Genomic DNA, 16,813 nt, shown 5'->3' with positions numbered 1-16,813 from the left:
TGAGCGCCAATCCGAATTCATCCGCAAGGAGCCCGACAATGCGTGTTTGGCTGACCGCCGCTCTGCTTTCCGTGGCCTCGCTGGCCAGCGCCCAGCAGACCATTCTCAACAGTTCCTACGACATCGCCCGGGAGCTGTTCCAGGCCTACAACCCCAAGTTCCAGGCCCACTGGAAGGAAAAAACCGGTGAGGACATCACCATCAAGCAGTCCCACGCCGGCTCCTCCAAGCAGGCCCGCGCCATCCTCCAGGGGCTGGACGCGGACGTGGTGACCTTCAACCAGGTCACCGACGTGAACGTGCTGCACGACAAGGGCAACCTGATTCCCGAGGACTGGAACACCCGGCTGCCGAACAACTCCAGCCCCTACTACTCCACCACCGCCTTCCTGGTGCGCAAGGGCAACCCCAAGAACATCCAGGGCTGGGACGATCTGGCCAAGGACGGGGTGGATGTGGTGTTCCCCAACCCCAAGACCTCCGGCAACGGGCGTTACACCTACCTGGCCGCCTGGATGGCCGCCGAGGAGCGGTTCGACGACGATGAGGACAAGATCCGCGATTATATGGCCCACTTCCTGGGTAACGTGGCGGTGTTCGATTCCGGCGGCCGGGGCGCCACCGTGACCTTCGCCGAGCGCGAGATCGGCGACGTGCTGATCAGCTTCGAGTCCGAGGTGAACAACATCCGCAAGCAGTACGGCACCGACGACTATGAAGTGGTGGTGCCCGAGACCTCCGTGCTGGCCGAGTTCCCGGTCACCGTGGTGGACGACGTGGTCGACGACCGGGGCACCCGCGAGGTGGCCACCGAGTATCTGGAATACCTGTACAGCAAGGAAATCCAGCAGCTGCTCACCACCTTCAACTACCGGGTGCACAACCCCGAGGTGGTCAAGGCCACCGAGGACCAGTTCCCGCCGGTGAAGCTGCTCAAGGTGGAGGACTACTTCGGCTCCTGGGCCGAGGCCCAGGACACCCACTTCGCCTCCGGCGGCGTGCTCGACGAGCTGCAGGCCAAGGCAAGGAGTCTCCGCTAGTTGGCTGTTCTGCGCACCCGACATTCGGTACTGCCCGGATTCACGCTCAGCTTCGCGCTGAGCGTGTTTTTCGTGTGCCTGGTGATCCTGGTGCCGCTGTCCGGGCTGGTGCTGCACGTCAGCGACATGACCTGGGGCCGCTACTGGTCGGTGATCAGCGACCCGCGCAGCCTGGCCAGCTTCAAGGTGACCATCCTGTCCGCCGCCGGCGCCAGCCTGATCAACGCCGTGGTGGGCATGCTGCTGGCCTGGGTGCTGGTGCGTTACCGCTTCCCCGGGCGGCGCATCATGGACGCCCTGGTGGACCTGCCCTTCGCCCTGCCCACCGCCGTGGCGGGCCTGACGCTGTCGGCGCTGTTCGCCGCCAACGGCTGGCTGGGCCAGTGGTTCGAGGCCATTGGCATCCCGGTGGCCTATACGCCCCTGGGCATCATGATCGCCATGAGCTTCACCAGCCTGCCGTTCGTGGTGCGCGCGGTGCAGCCGGTGCTGGAGGACCTGACGCCGGATGTGGAAGAAGCCGCCGCCACCCTGGGCGCCACGCCCATGGCGTCGTTCTTCAAGGTGGTGCTGGCGCAACTGATGCCGGCGCTGCTCACCGGCACCGCCCTGGCCTTTACCCGCAGCCTGGGGGAATACGGCGCGGTGATCTTCATCGCCGGCAACATGCCGTTCGAGACCGAGATCATCTCGCTGCTGGTGAACATCCGCCTGGAAGAGTACGACTTCGCCGCCGCCAGCGCCCTGGCCTCGGTGATCCTGGCCGCCTCGCTGGTGCTGCTGTTCGGCATTCAGGTGGTCCAGGGACGGCTGATCAAACGCTGGCAGGGAAACTAGAAACGCAGTTAACAGTGAACAGTTAATAGTTAACAGCGACGGAGCAAGCCTGGCCGGCTTTCCCGCGGCCCGCGGCCGGCAAGGCCTGCTTCCGCGGGCACGGCGGCCACGCCTCACGGGCCCGTCCCGCGCAACTGTTAACTATTAACTGTTCACTGTTAACTGCTTTTTATATTGCGACGGCGCGGCCGATGAAGAGGACCGGGCCGGTGGGCCGGTCCTTGGGCGAGCCGCCTTGCGGCTCCAGGGTCAGCTCGAACAGCTGGCCGCTTTCCACGCTCCCCACCTGGCTGGCCGGAATCACCAGACTCCGGCCCGGCTCCACCAGGCCCAGGGAACGGGGCCCCGGGGCATCGTTTTCCAGGGTCCAGAACTGCACGCTGCGATTCGCGGCGTATTGCCCTTCCACCAGCGGCGTGAGCCGCAGATCGCCGCCGTCGGAGACGGTGACGCGCCAGCCCGGGCGGGCCGATTCGCCGGGTGCCTGCAGCACCACGGTATAGACCGGCGCCGGCTGGCGCAGCGGGCCCGCCAGCAACACCACCGCCACCAGCAGCGCCGCGCTCACCGCGCGCCACACCGACACGCTGGCCCAGCCGGCGTGCCACCAGGGCCGGGCCAGACCGGTTTCCCGGGCCACCCGCCGCCATAACCGGGCCGGCGGGCGCGGCGCCGGCAAAAGATCGGCGGCGCCCACCCAATGCTCACGCCAGTGCCGGGCGAGCCGCGCGGCGTCCTCGTCCTCCGCCAGCCAGCGCTCGATCTCCACCGCCCGCTCACCGCGATGCAGGCCGAGCACGTACTCGGCGATCAGCAGGCGACGCTCTTCCTGGTCCTGGGGAATCATAGCCGCAGACACTCCTGAAGGCCTTTCAGGCCGGATCGCACCCGGCTTTTGATGGTGCCCAGGGGCACCGCCAGGCTTTCCGCGATCTGCTCATAGGTGAAGCCGTGATAGAACGCCATCAGAATCGGCCGCCGGCGATCGCCCTGCAAGCCACGCAGACAATCCCGCAGCCGCCGGTCGCGGTCCGCCTCCAAGGAGCATTGCTCCGGGGAAGGCCCCGGGTCCGGCCAGTCGTCGCCGGGCAGTCCCTGGTCGCCCACGTGCCGCCCACGCCGCTGCTGGTTGATGAGCCGATAGCGCAACAGGCTGTACAGCCAGGCCCGGGCGCTGCCCCGCTCCCGCCGGAAGCGATGAGCGTTGCGCCAGACCTGGACGAAGGTGTCCTGCACCGCGTCCTCCGCCGCCGCCGACTCGCCGGTGAAACGGCGGGCCAGGGCCAGCATGCGCGGTGCCTCGATGGAATAAAGTCGTTGGAACGCGGCCCCGTCGCCACCGGCGCAGGCCAGCAGAAGGGCGGTGCCTTGTTCCAGATGCTGCTGTTGATCGTCGTCCATGGCCGGGTTCCGGGGCGTGAGCATCAAAAACGGATGTATCACGGGATCCTGACGGCCGGCACGAGAAGACACTGTCAACGTCCGGGGCATGCGGGCCGCCGGGGCGGCCCGCCCACCGCTTACTGGGGCGCGCGGCCCAGGTAATCGGCGATCAGCGAGACCGATTCCGGCGACGCCTGGTCGTAGCTCAGCGACGGCGTCACGTCACCGCCGGCGGAGTCCAGGATGTTGTCGAAACGCAGTACCTTGCCCTGGGACTTCTCGGCCACGTACAGATGCTGGCCGTCGAAGGCGATGTCCACCGGGTTGCCGAGCTGGGTGTTGCCCACGGCGTTGTTGTCGTTGTCGTCGATGCGCACCGACACATTGGTGACGCCGTCGGCGCTGGCGGCGTTGTCCAGCACGTAGAGCTTGCCGTCGGTGGGGTTGGCGCCGCTGCCCACGTCGGAGACGATCAGCTGGTCGCTGTCGGCCACATGGACGATGCCGTGCAGATTGGTGGGCGCGGCGAAGGCGGTGCCGCCCTCGGCGGGGGTGATGGTGCGGTCCGGACCGCCGGCGCCTCGGGCGCTGCTGTAGTCATCGAACACCGCCACGGTGCCATCGGTGAGCGCCACGTAGAGGCGATCGCCGTCCGGATCATAGTCCAGATCCCAGGGCGCCACGTTCAGGCTGGTGGTGAACAGCGGCGCCACGTCACCGCCGGCCTGGGCGCCGAACACACGGACCGCCGGGTCGCCCTGGTCGGTGACCAGCACCCAGCCAAGACCGTCCGCCACATCGAAGCCCTTGGGGGCGACCAAGCCGGTGTTGGCGCCTTCGATGGCGCGGTCACGGCTTTCGCTCAGCATCTCGCCATCACGGTCGGTGGCCAGGCGGTTGATCACTCCCAGGCCGGTATCGTAGGTCAGATAGGCATCGCCCATCTGATTGAAGGCCAGGCTCTCGCGATCCACGCTGGTGGTGAAGCCGCGCTGCTGGCTGGTCAGGCCGGTGTCCAGGATCACCACGTCCGGGTCGGTGGGGGCCGCCGGCGGGTTGCTGGTTACCGCCACGCCGGTGAAGGTGGTGCCGGTGGTGTCGATGTCGGACAGATCCGGGCGCGTATCCGGTTCGACCACCAGGGCCAGGGATTCCGGTTTCACGCTGTCCAGGCTGAAGTCCGGAGCCACGTCGCCGGAATCGCCGCTGAACACGTTCCGATAGATCAGCACCGCGTCATTGGATTTTTCCGCGATGTAGGCGGTGTCACCGTCGAGGATCAAATCCACCGGGTTACCCAGGGTGGTGGCCGGCCCGGACAGCGTCCGCGACGGGGTCACGGTGCCATCGGCGCTGGCGGCATTTTCAATCACGTACAGGCGGCCGTCATCGGCGATGCCGGCGTCGCCCACGTCGGTGATCACCAGGGTGTCGGTGTCCGCCCGGTAGGCGATGCCGTGGATGTTGGAGACGCTGCCGGCGCTGTCCGGCGTGATGGTGCGCGAGGGCGTGCCCAGGAAACCACCGGCCACGTAGTCGTCGATGACGATCACCGTGCCGTTGGTCATCGCCAGGAACACCCGGTCGGTGGCCTCGTCGTAGGCCAGGTCCCAGGCGTTGCCGGACAGGGCGGTGCTGGCCAGGGGCGTGGCGCCCGCGCCGGCGGCGGTGCCGTACACCTCGATGCTGTTGCCGCCCACGTTGGCGGCCATCACCAGGCCCGCTTCATGGGCGATGGCGATGCCCTTGAGAGTCATCGAACCGGCGGCCTCGAAATCCCGGTCCAGGGCGGCGTTGGGGCTGGAGCCGTCCTGACGGTCGGCGATCATGTGCAGGGCCTGCAGGCGGCTCGGGGCGCCATTGCTATCGTCGGCGGCGTACAGGTTGCCAAGCAGGTCCAGGGCGATGCCTTCATTGGCGTCCGCGTTGAAGGAGCCGACCACGTTCAGGTCGCCGTCGACCCAGTCGATCCGGCCGGCGTTGCCGCTGCCGTTGTGCATCACCAGCAGGGGCGAGGCCTGAAAGCCGTCCCCGTCATCGCCACCGGTGGCCGGGCGGTCATTGTCGCTGTCACCGCCACAGGCGGCCAGGGCCACGGCCATCGCCAGGGGCGAGATCCACCACATACCTTTGCCTTTCGCGTTCATGCCTTTCTCCTTGAGTCGGAATCGGTCGGGCCGGGAGCCCGCGCGGGACCGTCTGGGTCCTGTACCCAGTACCCCCGGGGACGGCGTACGGATGTAAGCGAAGGTAAAGAAAGGTGGCGTTGGCGTAGCCGGCGATCTAACGCGATGCCGAAAGGATCTAAAACAGCGCTTTATTTTGCCGTTCCGGAATATAGAATCGGGGCCCTGCTATTTCTCCCCCGAATACGGAGCCGCGCGCGCATGCCTCGATACTGGCACCAATGGGCCCTGATTCTGGCCGCCCTGGGCGCCGTGGTGGTGCTGCTGGTGCTGCCGCTGGTGCTGATCGTTTTCCAGGCCTTTTCCCAGGGCGCCACGGTGGTGGCCGATAACCTGACCAGCGCCGATATGATCGCCGCCATCAAACTGACCCTGGTGGTGGCGCTGGTCACCGTGCCGGTGAACCTGGTGTTCGGCGTGCTGCTGGCCTGGTGCGTGACCCGTTACGAATTCCGCGGCCGCAAGCTGCTCACCACGCTGATCGACATCCCCTTCGCCATGTCCCCGGTGGTGGCCGGCCTGTGCTACCTGGTGGTGTACGGTGGGCAGAGCGCCTTCGGCAAGTGGCTGGACGACACCCTGGACGTGCAGCTGATGTTCGCCCTGCCGGGCATGATCATGGTCACCGTATTCGTCACCTGCCCCTACGTGGCCCGGGTGCTGATTCCGCTGATGCAGTCCCAGGGCACCGAGGAGGAGGAAGCGGCGGTGCTGCTGGGCGCCTCCGGCTGGCAGACCTTCTGGTACGTGACCCTGCCCAAGATCCGCTGGGCGCTGCTCTACGGCGTGGTACTCACCAATGCCCGGGCGGTGGGCGAGTTCGGCGCGGTGAGCGTGGTGTCCGGGCTGATTCGCGGCGAGACCCTGACCCTGCCGCTGCTGATCCAGATGCTCAACGAGGACTACAACACCGTGGGCGCCTTCACCGCCGCCGGCCTGCTCGCCGCCATGGCGTTGGTCACCCTGCTGCTCAAGACGGCGCTGGAATGGCGCCAGCACCACAAACTCGACGCCGCCCAGGAGACGACGCCGTGAGTATCCGAGTCGAATCGATCCGCAAGACCTTCGGCGCCTTCACCGCGCTGGAGGACATCAACCTGGACGTGGCCCGCGGCGGCCTGGTGGGCCTGCTGGGACCGTCCGGCTCCGGCAAGACCACCCTGCTGCGCATCATCGCCGGCCTGGAAAAACCGGACCGGGGGCGGGTGTTCTTCCATGATCGCGACGTCACCAACCTGGACGCGCGCCGCCGGCGGGTGGGGTTCGTGTTCCAGCAATATGCCCTGTTCCGCCATCTGACCGTGGCCGACAACGTGGCCTTCGGCCTGCGCATGCTGCCGCGCGGCGAGCGGCCGCCCCGGGATGCCATCCGCGCCCGGGTCCGCGAGCTGCTGGAACTGGTGCAGATGGACACCATGGCCGGCCGTTATCCGGCGCAGCTGTCCGGCGGCCAGAAACAGCGCGTGGCCCTGGCCCGGGCCCTGGCGCTCAAGCCCGAGGTGCTGCTGCTCGATGAACCCTTCGGCGCCCTGGACGCCAAGGTGCGCAAGGAACTGCGCCGCTGGCTGCGCCACCTGCACGAGCAGATCGACGTGACCAGCCTGTTCGTCACCCACGACCAGGAGGAGGCCATGGAGGTCTCCGACCAGGTGGTGGTGATGAGCCAGGGCCGGGTGGAACAGGTGGGCTCGCCGGTGGAGGTCTACGAGCACCCGGCGAGCCGTTTCGTGTTCGACTTCCTGGGCCACATCAACGCCCTGGAAGGGCATTATGACGGCATCACCTGGCGCGCCGGCGACGCCAGCCTGCGCCTGGATACCCACGGCGCCTGCCCGGACGGGGCCCTGACCCTCTACCTGCGCCCCCACGAGGCGACGCTTTCGCACGCGCCGGACGAGCACGCCCATCTGCCGGTGAAACTGGTGGCGCGCAGCGTGTTCGGCGGCACCGTGACCCTGGAACTGGCGCCCCGGGGCTGGGGCGACCGGGTGCTGGAGGTGGAGCTGGACCGGGACACCTGGCAGGCGCTCTCGCCGGGCCGGGACGACACCCTCTATCTGCTCCCGCGCGCCCTGCAGACGGTGACCTGCGACGGCGATCTGGGCCCCCGGGTGCGGCCCGGCTGACGGCGGGTTCCGCCGGGCCTTTACCCGCCCCCCGGGACCGGGCTAGAGTGCGCGCAGGAGGGTTCCCCGAAGCCGGGCTTCGGAGTATCCTGAACGCATCCACAACAGCCCGAAGGGCCACTTTTCCCGACTTTGGACACACCAGCCGCTTCCCAGCAAGTCAGTCTCGAACCCTACGACTCCCGCCGTCTGGCCAGCCTCTGCGGGCGCCTGGACGAGCATATCAAGCAGATCGCCCAACGACTCAGCGTGGACATCCGCAATCGCGGCAATGTCTTCCATCTGTCCGGCGACTCCCGGGCGGTGCAAGCCGCCACCACGGTGCTCAATGATCTCTACGCCCAGACCGCCGAGGTGGACGACCTGACCCCGGAAATGGTGCATCTGCAGCTGCAGCAGTCCGAGCTGTCGGAAAAAGTGGACAACACCGTGGCCTTCCCCAGCGACGAGGTGGTGATCCGCACCAAGCGGGCGCGCATCAAACCGCGCGGCGGCCACCAGCGGGAATACGTCAAGAAGGTGCGCCGCTTCGACATCAACTTCGGCATCGGCCCGGCGGGCACCGGCAAGACCTGGCTGGCGGTGGCCTGCGCCGTGGACGCCCTGGAAAAAGCCGAGGTGCAGCGCATCCTGCTGGTGCGCCCGGCGGTGGAAGCCGGCGAGAAGCTGGGCTTTCTGCCCGGCGACCTGGCGGAGAAGATCGACCCCTACCTGCGCCCCCTCTACGACGCCCTCTATGAAATGCTCGGCTTCGAGAAAGTCGCCAAGCTGATGGACCGCATGGTGATCGAGGTGGCGCCGCTGGCCTATATGCGCGGGCGCACCCTGAACAACAGCTTCGTGATTCTCGACGAGGCGCAGAACACCACGCCGGAACAGATGAAGATGTTCCTGACCCGCATCGGCTTCGGCTCCAAGGCGGTGATCACCGGCGACGTGACCCAGGTGGACCTGCCCCGCCATCAGCGCTCCGGGCTGGTCAACGCCCTGGACGTGCTGGACGGCGAGACCGAGATCGGCGTCACCCGTTTCGACAGCCGCGATGTGGTCCGCCACCCGCTGGTGCAACGTATTGTGGAGGCCTACGACCGTCATGAGCGGGATACCGACACCCAGCGTTGAGGTCCAGTGGGCCAGCGACGCCCCGGACGCCCCCGACGAATCCGACTTGCGGGCCTGGGCCCTGAAAGCCACCGAGGTGGCCGGCGGCGTGATCGGCGACATCACCGTGCGGGTGGTGGACGACGACGAGATCCGCGCGCTCAACCGCGACTTCCGGGGCAAGGACAAGCCCACCAATGTGCTGTCCTTCCCCTTTGAAGCCCCCGAGGGCCTCCCCGAGGACGCCCTCGACCCGCTGCTCGGCGACATCGTGATCAGCGCGCCGGTGGTGCGCCGCGAGGCCGCCGAGCAGCACAAAACCCTGGACGCCCACTGGGCCCATATGGTCACCCACGGCGTGCTGCACCTGCTCGGCTATGACCACATCGACGAGCAGGACGCGGAGGCCATGGAGGCCCTGGAAGTCCGCGCCCTCGCCGAGCTGGGCTACCCGGACCCGTACCAGTCTTGCAACGCAATCATGGAGCTCGACCCCTGATGTCGGACGATTATTCCGATAACGCCAACGGCCGAAGTTGGTTGGAGCGCGTCGGCCAGTTCTTCACCTCCACCCCCGGATCCCGGGAAGAACTGCTGGGCCTGATGCGCTCCATGCGCGACAGCGACGTCATCGACGGCGACACCCTGGGCATTATCGAAGGCGCGATCTGCGTATCCGAGATGCAGGTGCGCGAAATTCTCATCCCCCGCTCGCAAATGGTGAGCATCCGCGGCTCCGACGACCCGCGCGACTTTCTGCCCACCATCATCGACTGCGCCCACTCCCGCTTCCCGGTGCTGGGCGAGGACCCGGACGAAATCATCGGCATCCTGCTGGCCAAGGATCTGCTGGCGCTGATTCTGGAGCCGGCCAAGATGGAGCGGTTCGCGATCAAGGACCATGTGCGCTCGGCCATGGTGGTGCCGGAATCCAAGCGCCTGGACTCGCTGCTGCGGGAATTCCGCATTACCAAGAACCACATGGCCATCGTGGTCAATGAATACGGCGGCGTGGCCGGCCTGGTCACCATCGAGGACGTGCTCGAGCAGATCGTTGGCGAGATCGAGGACGAGCACGACATCGAGGACGACGACTACCTGATCAAGGATCTGGAAGGCGACGACTACACCGTCAAGGCGCTGACCCCCATCGACGAGTTCAACGAACACTTCAAGACCGGTTTCAGCGACGAGGAATTCGACACCATCGGCGGCCTGGTGATGCAGCGCTTCGGCCACCTGCCGCAGCGCGACGAAGCGGTGGAGATGGGCGGCTTCCGCTTCACCGTGCTGAGCGCCGACGGCCGCACCATCCGCCTGCTGCGGGTGACGCCGCTGGAAGCCGGCGCCGCGTCCGCCGACTCCGACTAGCGCGCGCTGCGCCGGCATGGCGCGCCCCGGTTAATTTGCGTATAACGTGACGTCAGCAAAGTGGGGCCTCGTGCCCCTTTTTCCATTCCAGCGCCGGGACCGCCGACACCCATGCTCAACCTGCTGCTCGCCCTGATCGCCGGGCTTCTGTTTCCGCTCGCCTTCGCCCCCTACGACCTCTGGCCGTTGCTGTTCGTCAGCCTGGCGCTGGCCTACTGGTGCCAGCACCGGGCGCCCACGCCCCGGCGCGCTCTGCTCACCGGCTGGGTCTACGGCCTGGGGATGTTCGGCTTCGGGGTAAGCTGGCTGCATGTGTCGATGACCGACTACGGCTTCATGCCGCTGTGGATGGCGATTCCCTTCACCGGCGCCTTCGCCGCCCTGATGGCCCTGTTCTACGGCCTCACCTTCTGGCTCACCCGGCGGCTGGGCGGCGGCGCCCTGATGTTCGCCGGCGCCTGGCTGCTGCTGGACTGGGTGCGTGGCTGGCTGCTTACCGGCTTCCCGTGGCTGTACAGCGGCTACGCCCTGGTGGACACGCCCCTGGCCGGGCTGGCGCCGCTGGGTGGTATCTGGGCCATGACCCTGGCGGCGGTGGTGCTGTCCGCCACCGTGGTGGCGCTGATCGAGCAACGCGGACGGGCCGCCGGGCCGCTGCTGGTGTCCGTGGTGGCCATCGTGGCGGCCCTGATCGGTGGCCAGCTGGATTTCACCCAACCGTCCGGCGAACGCCAGCAGGTGGCCCTGGTGCAGGGCAACATTCCCCAGGACCTGAAGTGGCTGGCCACCATGCGCGAGGAGACCCGGGATATCTATGCCGGGCTCACCGACGGCCTGCCCGGGGACACCCTGGTGATCTGGCCGGAGTCGGCGATGATCGAGTTCTACCAGGACATCCGCGGCTTCGTGGACGGCGAGGGCGAGGCGGTGGCCGCCAAGGGTGGCGCCCTGATCACCGGCCTGCCCTGGCGTGACCAGTCCCGTTCGCCGGTGACCTACCACAACAGCATCGCCGTGGTGGGCACCCATCACGACAACGGCGTTTACCACAAACAAAAGTTGGTGCCGTTCGGCGAGTACGTGCCCCTGCAGGGTCTGCTGCGCGGGCTGATCCCGTTCTTCGATCTGGCCATGTCCAGCTTTACCCCGGGGCGGGCCAGCCAGCCCAACTTGCATGCCCTGGACCAGGAGATCGCCCCGTTCATTTGCTATGAGATTCTGTATCCGGATCTGGTGGCGGAACGCAGCGCCGGCGCCGATGTGCTGCTGACCATCAGCAACGACGCCTGGTTCGGCACCTCGGCGGGCCCCCTCCAGCATTTTCAGATGACCCGCCTGCGCGCCCTGGAAACCGGCCGCTGGCTGCTGCGCGGCACCAACAACGGCGTCACCGCCGTGGTCGACCCGCACGGCCGGGTGGTGGAGCGGCTGCCCCAGTTCGAGCGCGATGTGCTGATCGCCGACTACCAGCCCCGCCAGGGGAGCACGCCCTTCATGGTGGCCGGGGCCTGGCCCACCCTGCTGCTGGCGCTGGCCTTCGTGGTGCTGGGCCGGGGCCGCCGGGCGCGCTCCCTGCTGGATACTTTTCCTCGCCGGTGAGCGTGCTCATAACCGGCGGCTTATAACGCCGCCGGGCCTTATATATCATTTTTGTATATGCTTATAACTTAATTTGACTTCCCGCCGCCGGCGTCCTATAAAAGGAGTCCGGTCGGCGCCATCCGGGCGCGGCCGCGACTATCCCTGGAGGCCCGTCATGAGCACACAAGCGCCCCGCCCGCGGGTTGAGAGCTTCTTCGACACCGACACCAACACGGTAAGCTATGTGGTGATCGACCCGGAGACCCGCCACTGCGCCATCGTCGACTCGGTACTCGACTACGACCCCCATTCCGGCCGCACTAGCCACGAGGGTGCCCAGCGCCTGGTGGATTTCGTGCGCGCCCAGGACCTGACCGTGGAATGGCTGCTGGAAACCCATGTTCACGCCGATCATCTGTCCGCGGCGCCCTGGATCAAGGAACAGGTGGGCGGCAAGCTGGCCATCGGCGACCAGATCCGCACCGTGCAAGACACCTTCGGCAAGGTGTTCAACGCCGGCACCGACTTCCAGCGCGACGGCAGCCAGTTCGACCATCTGTTTCACGACGGCGACGAATACCGGCTCGGCAATCTCAGTTGTCGCGCCCTGCACACGCCCGGCCACACCCCCGCCTGCATGAGCCACCTGATCGGCGACGCCGTGTTCGTTGGCGACACCCTGTTCATGCCCGATTACGGCACCGCCCGCTGCGACTTCCCCGGCGGCGACGCCCGCACCCTGTATCGCTCGATCCAGAAACTGCTGGCCCTGCCCGACGACACCCGCATGTTCCTGTGCCACGACTACCTGCCTGACAACCGTGAGGAATTCCACTGGGAAACCACCGTGGGCGAGCAGCGCCAGCACAATATTCATGTGCACGAAGGCGTCAGCGAGGCGGAATTCGTGGCCATGCGCGAGAAGCGCGACGCCACCCTGGGCATGCCACGCCTGATCCTGCCGTCGGTGCAGGTGAACATGCGCGCCGGCCATTTGCCCCCGGCGGAAAACAACGGCACCCGTTACCTGAAAATTCCGCTGAACGTACTCTGACAGCACAACAACGCTTTATGCCCACGCAGCAGCCGGAGCACCCATGACCGAGTACAAACGTCTGACCGCCGACCTGTCGGTGGCGCCGCAACTCCACCCCCAGGACATGGCCGACCTAGCCCGGGCCGGTTTCCACACCGTGATCAACAACCGGCCGGAGGGCGAAGCCGAGGACCAGCCCGACGGCCAGCGACTGGAACAGGCCGCCCGGGAAGCGGGCATGGCCTACCATGCCCTGCCGGTGATTCCCGGCCAGGTGGAAGACGCGGACGCCCGCCGCTTCGGCGCCCTGCTGGCAGGGGAACGGGGTCCGGTGCTGGCGTTCTGCCGCACCGGCACCCGCAGTACCTGCCTGTGGGCCCTGTCGCAGAGCCACCGACTGGACCCGGCGGTGCTCCTTGAGACGGCCGCCGGAGCCGGTTACGACCTCGGCAACCTGGAGCCGCGGCTGCAAGCGCATTGGCGTGCCGGACCGGACAATGCGACGCGGCCGCATTCCCCGGCCAGCGACTGGGACGTGCTGGTGGTGGGCGGTGGCGCCGGCGGCCTGGCGGCGGCGGCCAGCCTGCTGAAACGCCGGCCATCGTTGACCGTGGCGGTGGTGGAACCCACCGATACCCACTACTACCAGCCGGCCTGGACCCTGGTGGGCGGCGGCGCCTTCGATCCCCGGGACACCGCCAAACCCATGGCCAGGGTCATGCCCCGGGGCGCGAAGTGGTTACGCGCCCGGGTGGCCGCCTTCGAGCCGGCTCAAAACCGGGTGGTGCTGGAGGACGGCGAGCGCATTGGTTACCGCGCCCTGGTGGTGGCGCCGGGCCTGGAACTGAACCTGGACGCCGTGGAAGGCCTGCGCGACAGTCTGGGCCGCAATGGCGTGACCACCAACTATCTGTTCGAGACCGCGCCCTACACCTGGGAACAGGTGCGCGCCCTGCGCGCCGGGCGGGCCCTGTTCACCCAGCCGCCGATGCCGATCAAATGCGCCGGCGCGCCGCAGAAAGCCATGTACCTGTCCTGCCACCATTGGGAAAAGGAAGGCCGGCTCAAGGATGTGGATGTGCAGTTCCACAATGCCGGCGCGGTACTGTTCGGGGTGGAGGCCTTCGTGCCTCCACTGATGGAATACGTGCGCCGCTACGGCGTGAGCCTGAACTTCCAGAGCAACCTGCGCGCCGTGGACGGCGAGGCGCGCAAGGCCTGGTTCGTGGACACCGATGCCGACGGCAATACCCGTGAACGGGAGGAAAGCTTCGATCTGCTTCACGTCACGCCGCCACAGCGGGCGCCGGGTTTCGTGCGCGACAGCCCCCTGGCCAACGACGCCGGTTGGGTGGACGCCGACGCCCACACCCTGCGCCACCCGCGCTTCGAGAATGTCTTCACCCTGGGCGACGCCAGCGGCACCGCCAACGCCAAAACCGCCGCGGCGGTGCGCAAGCAAGCTCCGGTGCTGGCCACCAACCTGATCGCCAGCCTTGAAGGCCGCTCGCCGTCGGCGCGCTACCAAGGCTACGGCGCCTGCCCGTTGACGGTGGAACGCGGCAAGGTGGTGCTCGCCGAATTCGGCTACAACGGCGCCCTGCAACCGACCTTTCCCCTGGCGCCGGAAAAAGCCCGCTCCGCCTACTGGTGGCTCAAGGCCAAGGGCATGCCACGCATTTACTTCGATCTCATGCTCAAGGGCCGCGAATGGCTCACCGACTGACCCGATGGCTGCCCGCCGCCGGCTGGCTGCGGGGCTACGGCCGCGAGGACGCCGCCGCCGATGGCATGGCGGCGCTGATCGTCACCATCATGCTGATCCCGCAGAGCCTGGCCTATGCCCTGCTCGCCGGGGTGCCGCCCCAGGTGGGGCTGTACGCCAGCATTCTGCCGCTGGTGGCCTACGCCCTGTTCGGCTCCAGCCGCACCCTGGCGGTGGGGCCGGTGGCGGTGGTGTCGCTGATGACCGCCGCGGCGGCGGGCCAGGTGGCCGGCGGCGACGGCGACCTCTACCTGGCCGCCACCGTGATGCTGGCGCTGGTTTCCGGCGTCATGCTGGTGGCCATGGGCCTGCTGCGCCTGGGCTGGGTGGCCAACCTGCTCAGCCATTCGGTGATCAGCGGTTTTATCACCGCCTCCGGCATCCTGATCGCCGCCAGCCAGTTCAAGCATCTGCTCGGCATTCCCCTGCACGGCGATACCCTGTGGGAACTGGCGGCCTCCGCCGCCGGGCACCTGGACGCCTTCAATCCGGCCACCGCCCTGGTGGGCGCCGCCGCCGTGCTGTTCCTGCTGTGGGCGCGGGGCCCGCTCAAGCGCATGCTGGCGCGCACGCCGCTGCCGGCCTGGCTGGCGGAGCTGCTGGCCAAGGCCGGCCCGGTGGCGGCGGTGATCGGCACCACCCTGGCGGCGGGCCCCGGCGGCCTGGCGGAACGGGGCGTGGCGATCGTCGGCCAGGTGCCCGGCGGCCTGCCGTCACCGACCCTGCCGGCCTTCGACGCCGGCCTGCTCGGCCAGCTGTGGCTGCCGGCCCTGCTGATCAGCCTGATCGGTTTCGTGGAATCGGTGTCCGTGGCCCAGACCCTGGCCGCCAAGCGCCGCCAGCGCATCGACTCCAACGCCGAATTGATCGGCCTGGGCGCCGCCAACCTGGCCTCCGGGGTCAGCGGCGGCATTCCGGTCACCGGCGGCTTCTCCCGCTCGGTGGTCAATTTCGACGCTGGCGCCCGCACGCCCCTGGCGGGGGTGTTCACCGCCGGCGGCATCGCCCTCACCGCGTTGTTCTTCACGCCCTGGTTCCACTATCTGCCCAAGGCCACCCTGGCGGCCACCATCATCGTGGCGGTGCTCACCCTGGTGGACCCGGGGGCGTTCCTGCGCGCCTGGCGTTATTCAAAGGCGGATTTCGCCGCCATGCTGATCACCCTGATCGGCGTGCTGGCGGCGGGGGTGGAAGCCGGCGTGATCGCCGGCGTGGCGGCGGCCCTGGGGCTGCATCTGTGGCGCACCAGCCAGCCGCACATGGCGGAACTGGGGCAGATGCCGGGCACCGAGCATTTCCGCAACGTGCGCCGGCACCGGGTGGTCACCTCGCCCCGGGTGCTGTCCATGCGGGTGGACGAATCGCTCTACTTCGCCAATGCCCGGCGCACCGAGGACGCCATCTATGACGCGGCGATCCACTGCGCCGGCCGGCGCCATGTGGTGCTGCTGTGCTCGGCCATCAACCACATCGACGCCAGCGCCCTGGACAGCCTGGAAACCCTGAACCGGCGCCTGGCGGACGCCGGCGTCACCCTGCATCTGTCCGAGGTGAAGGGGCCGGTGATGGATCAGCTGCAGCGCAGCGATTTCCTTGAGCGGCTAACGGGGCAGGTGTTTCTCAGCCATTACCAGGCCCTGGAGACGCTGGACCCGGACACCGCCCACGCCGCCCTGGCGGCGGACGCGATGCCCGGCGATCAGAAATAGCGAAGCCGGTACCAGATCAGCGCCGCCCACTCCCGCCAGATCACCGGCACCTCCGCCAGCGCCCCGGCGGAGGGCACCCAGGCGGCCTCGGGCAGGGTGTCCACCGCCGCCGGCCGCGCCGTCAGTCCCTGGCGGCGAAAGCTGAGCAGGGCGCGGGGCTGGTGCACCCGGTCGGTGACCAACAGCACCGAATCGATGCCCCGCCGGCGCAGCTGGGCGGCGCTGTTCACCGCGTTCTCCCAGGTGCTGCGGCTGGCCGGCTCAATCTCGATGCGGGCGCCGGACCACAATCGCCGGGCTTCCACCGCCATCATGCCGGCCTCGGAATCGTCCGGGTCCCGGGGCACCCGGTCCTCGGCGCCGCCGCTGAGCAACAGCGGCAGATTCCGGCGCCGGGCCTCCTCCACGCCCCGGTGCAGCCGGCGCAGGCCGGTGGCGGTAAGCCGGTAGCCGTCACCCTGGCGATGGCGGCCGGCGCCCAGCACCACCACCACGCCCGGTTCGCCCTGCCCCGCCGGCGCCGGGGCCGGCGGATAGAACTGGCGCACCACCACCGGCAGGGTGGCGCCCACCAGGGCCACGCCCACCACCGCCGTGATCAACATCCCGCGCATCCGCTGTCTGCCCGCCGTTCGCTCATGTATCCTATGGGGCTTTCCACACCCGACTCATACCACA

Annotated in this window: 15 protein-coding genes; 11 read left to right on the top strand and 4 right to left on the bottom strand. The window is 68.0% G+C overall.

All coding sequences use genetic code 11. The features are described from left to right. Positions 1 to 38 precede the first annotated feature (38 nt). Both cysP and cysT read left to right on the top strand, forming a co-directional pair. A complete protein-coding gene (gene cysP, locus HMJ39_RS01020; RefSeq protein WP_194295943.1) occupies positions 39 to 1,040 on the top strand; it encodes a thiosulfate ABC transporter substrate-binding protein CysP in 1,002 nt (333 codons plus the stop codon). 9 nt (positions 1,041 to 1,049) lie between these two features. Next, complete coding sequence (gene cysT / locus HMJ39_RS01015; protein ID WP_194295998.1) at positions 1,050 to 1,877, top strand: sulfate ABC transporter permease subunit CysT; 828 nt, start codon at positions 1,050 to 1,052, stop codon at positions 1,875 to 1,877. 169 nt (positions 1,878 to 2,046) lie between these two features. Here cysT and HMJ39_RS01010 read toward each other — a convergent pair whose 3' ends face one another. The 3 genes from HMJ39_RS01010 to HMJ39_RS01000 all read right to left on the bottom strand — a co-directional run bounded on the left by HMJ39_RS01010 (position 2,047) and on the right by HMJ39_RS01000 (position 5,407). Next, on the bottom strand, positions 2,047 to 2,724 hold the full coding sequence (locus tag HMJ39_RS01010; protein WP_194295942.1) for an anti-sigma factor: 678 nt from the start codon (positions 2,722 to 2,724) through the stop codon (positions 2,047 to 2,049). Continuing rightward, complete coding sequence (locus HMJ39_RS01005; protein WP_161383952.1) at positions 2,721 to 3,278, bottom strand: RNA polymerase sigma factor; 558 nt, start codon at positions 3,276 to 3,278, stop codon at positions 2,721 to 2,723. Before HMJ39_RS01005 ends, HMJ39_RS01010 begins: the two co-directional genes overlap by 4 nt. Before the next feature lie 119 nt (positions 3,279 to 3,397). Beyond that, entirely contained in the window at positions 3,398 to 5,407 is a 2,010-nt protein-coding gene (locus tag HMJ39_RS01000; protein ID WP_194295941.1) for a YncE family protein, read from the bottom strand. 240 nt (positions 5,408 to 5,647) lie between these two features. Here HMJ39_RS01000 and cysW point away from each other — a divergent pair, with 240 nt between their 5' ends. The 9 genes from cysW to HMJ39_RS00955 all read left to right on the top strand — a co-directional run bounded on the left by cysW (position 5,648) and on the right by HMJ39_RS00955 (position 16,135). Beyond that, positions 5,648 to 6,481, top strand: coding sequence for a sulfate ABC transporter permease subunit CysW (gene cysW, locus HMJ39_RS00995; RefSeq protein WP_194295940.1), 834 nt, complete (start codon positions 5,648 to 5,650; stop codon positions 6,479 to 6,481). Beyond that, positions 6,478 to 7,572, top strand: a complete 1,095-nt coding sequence (locus HMJ39_RS00990; protein WP_194295939.1) for a sulfate/molybdate ABC transporter ATP-binding protein — start codon at positions 6,478 to 6,480, stop codon at positions 7,570 to 7,572. Before cysW ends, HMJ39_RS00990 begins: the two co-directional genes overlap by 4 nt. 132 nt (positions 7,573 to 7,704) lie before the next feature. Then, positions 7,705 to 8,694 (top strand): PhoH family protein, encoded by a 990-nt coding sequence (locus HMJ39_RS00985; protein ID WP_194295938.1) that lies wholly within the window; start codon positions 7,705 to 7,707, stop codon positions 8,692 to 8,694. Then, entirely contained in the window at positions 8,666 to 9,172 is a 507-nt protein-coding gene (ybeY, locus tag HMJ39_RS00980; protein ID WP_194295937.1) for an rRNA maturation RNase YbeY, read from the top strand. The genes HMJ39_RS00985 and ybeY overlap by 29 nt, the downstream gene beginning before the upstream one ends. Further along, the gene (locus HMJ39_RS00975) at positions 9,172 to 10,044 is read left to right on the top strand and encodes an HlyC/CorC family transporter (RefSeq protein ID WP_194295936.1); all 873 of its coding nucleotides are present in this window, start codon (positions 9,172 to 9,174) and stop codon (positions 10,042 to 10,044) included. Before ybeY ends, HMJ39_RS00975 begins: the two co-directional genes overlap by 1 nt. Before the next feature lie 111 nt (positions 10,045 to 10,155). After that, positions 10,156 to 11,643, top strand: coding sequence for an apolipoprotein N-acyltransferase (gene lnt / locus HMJ39_RS00970; RefSeq protein ID WP_194295935.1), 1,488 nt, complete (start codon positions 10,156 to 10,158; stop codon positions 11,641 to 11,643). A 157-nt stretch (positions 11,644 to 11,800) separates the two neighbouring features. After that, a complete protein-coding gene (locus HMJ39_RS00965) occupies positions 11,801 to 12,679 on the top strand; it encodes an MBL fold metallo-hydrolase (RefSeq protein WP_161383960.1) in 879 nt (292 codons plus the stop codon). A 43-nt stretch (positions 12,680 to 12,722) separates the two neighbouring features. Further along, on the top strand, positions 12,723 to 14,387 hold the full coding sequence (locus HMJ39_RS00960; protein WP_194295934.1) for a bifunctional protein tyrosine phosphatase family protein/NAD(P)/FAD-dependent oxidoreductase: 1,665 nt from the start codon (positions 12,723 to 12,725) through the stop codon (positions 14,385 to 14,387). Beyond that, complete coding sequence (locus HMJ39_RS00955; RefSeq protein ID WP_194295933.1) at positions 14,372 to 16,135, top strand: SulP family inorganic anion transporter; 1,764 nt, start codon at positions 14,372 to 14,374, stop codon at positions 16,133 to 16,135. Before HMJ39_RS00960 ends, HMJ39_RS00955 begins: the two co-directional genes overlap by 16 nt. Here HMJ39_RS00955 and HMJ39_RS00950 read toward each other — a convergent pair. Beyond that, positions 16,126 to 16,740, bottom strand: coding sequence for a YdcF family protein (locus tag HMJ39_RS00950; RefSeq protein WP_194295932.1), 615 nt, complete (start codon positions 16,738 to 16,740; stop codon positions 16,126 to 16,128). The genes HMJ39_RS00955 and HMJ39_RS00950 overlap by 10 nt on opposite strands. Positions 16,741 to 16,813 lie beyond the last annotated feature (73 nt).

This window comes from Alloalcanivorax profundimaris (genome assembly GCF_015265435.1).
Classification (GTDB): domain Bacteria; phylum Pseudomonadota; class Gammaproteobacteria; order Pseudomonadales; family Alcanivoracaceae; genus Alloalcanivorax; species Alloalcanivorax profundimaris.
This window is presented reverse-complemented; position numbering and strand designations above follow the sequence as displayed.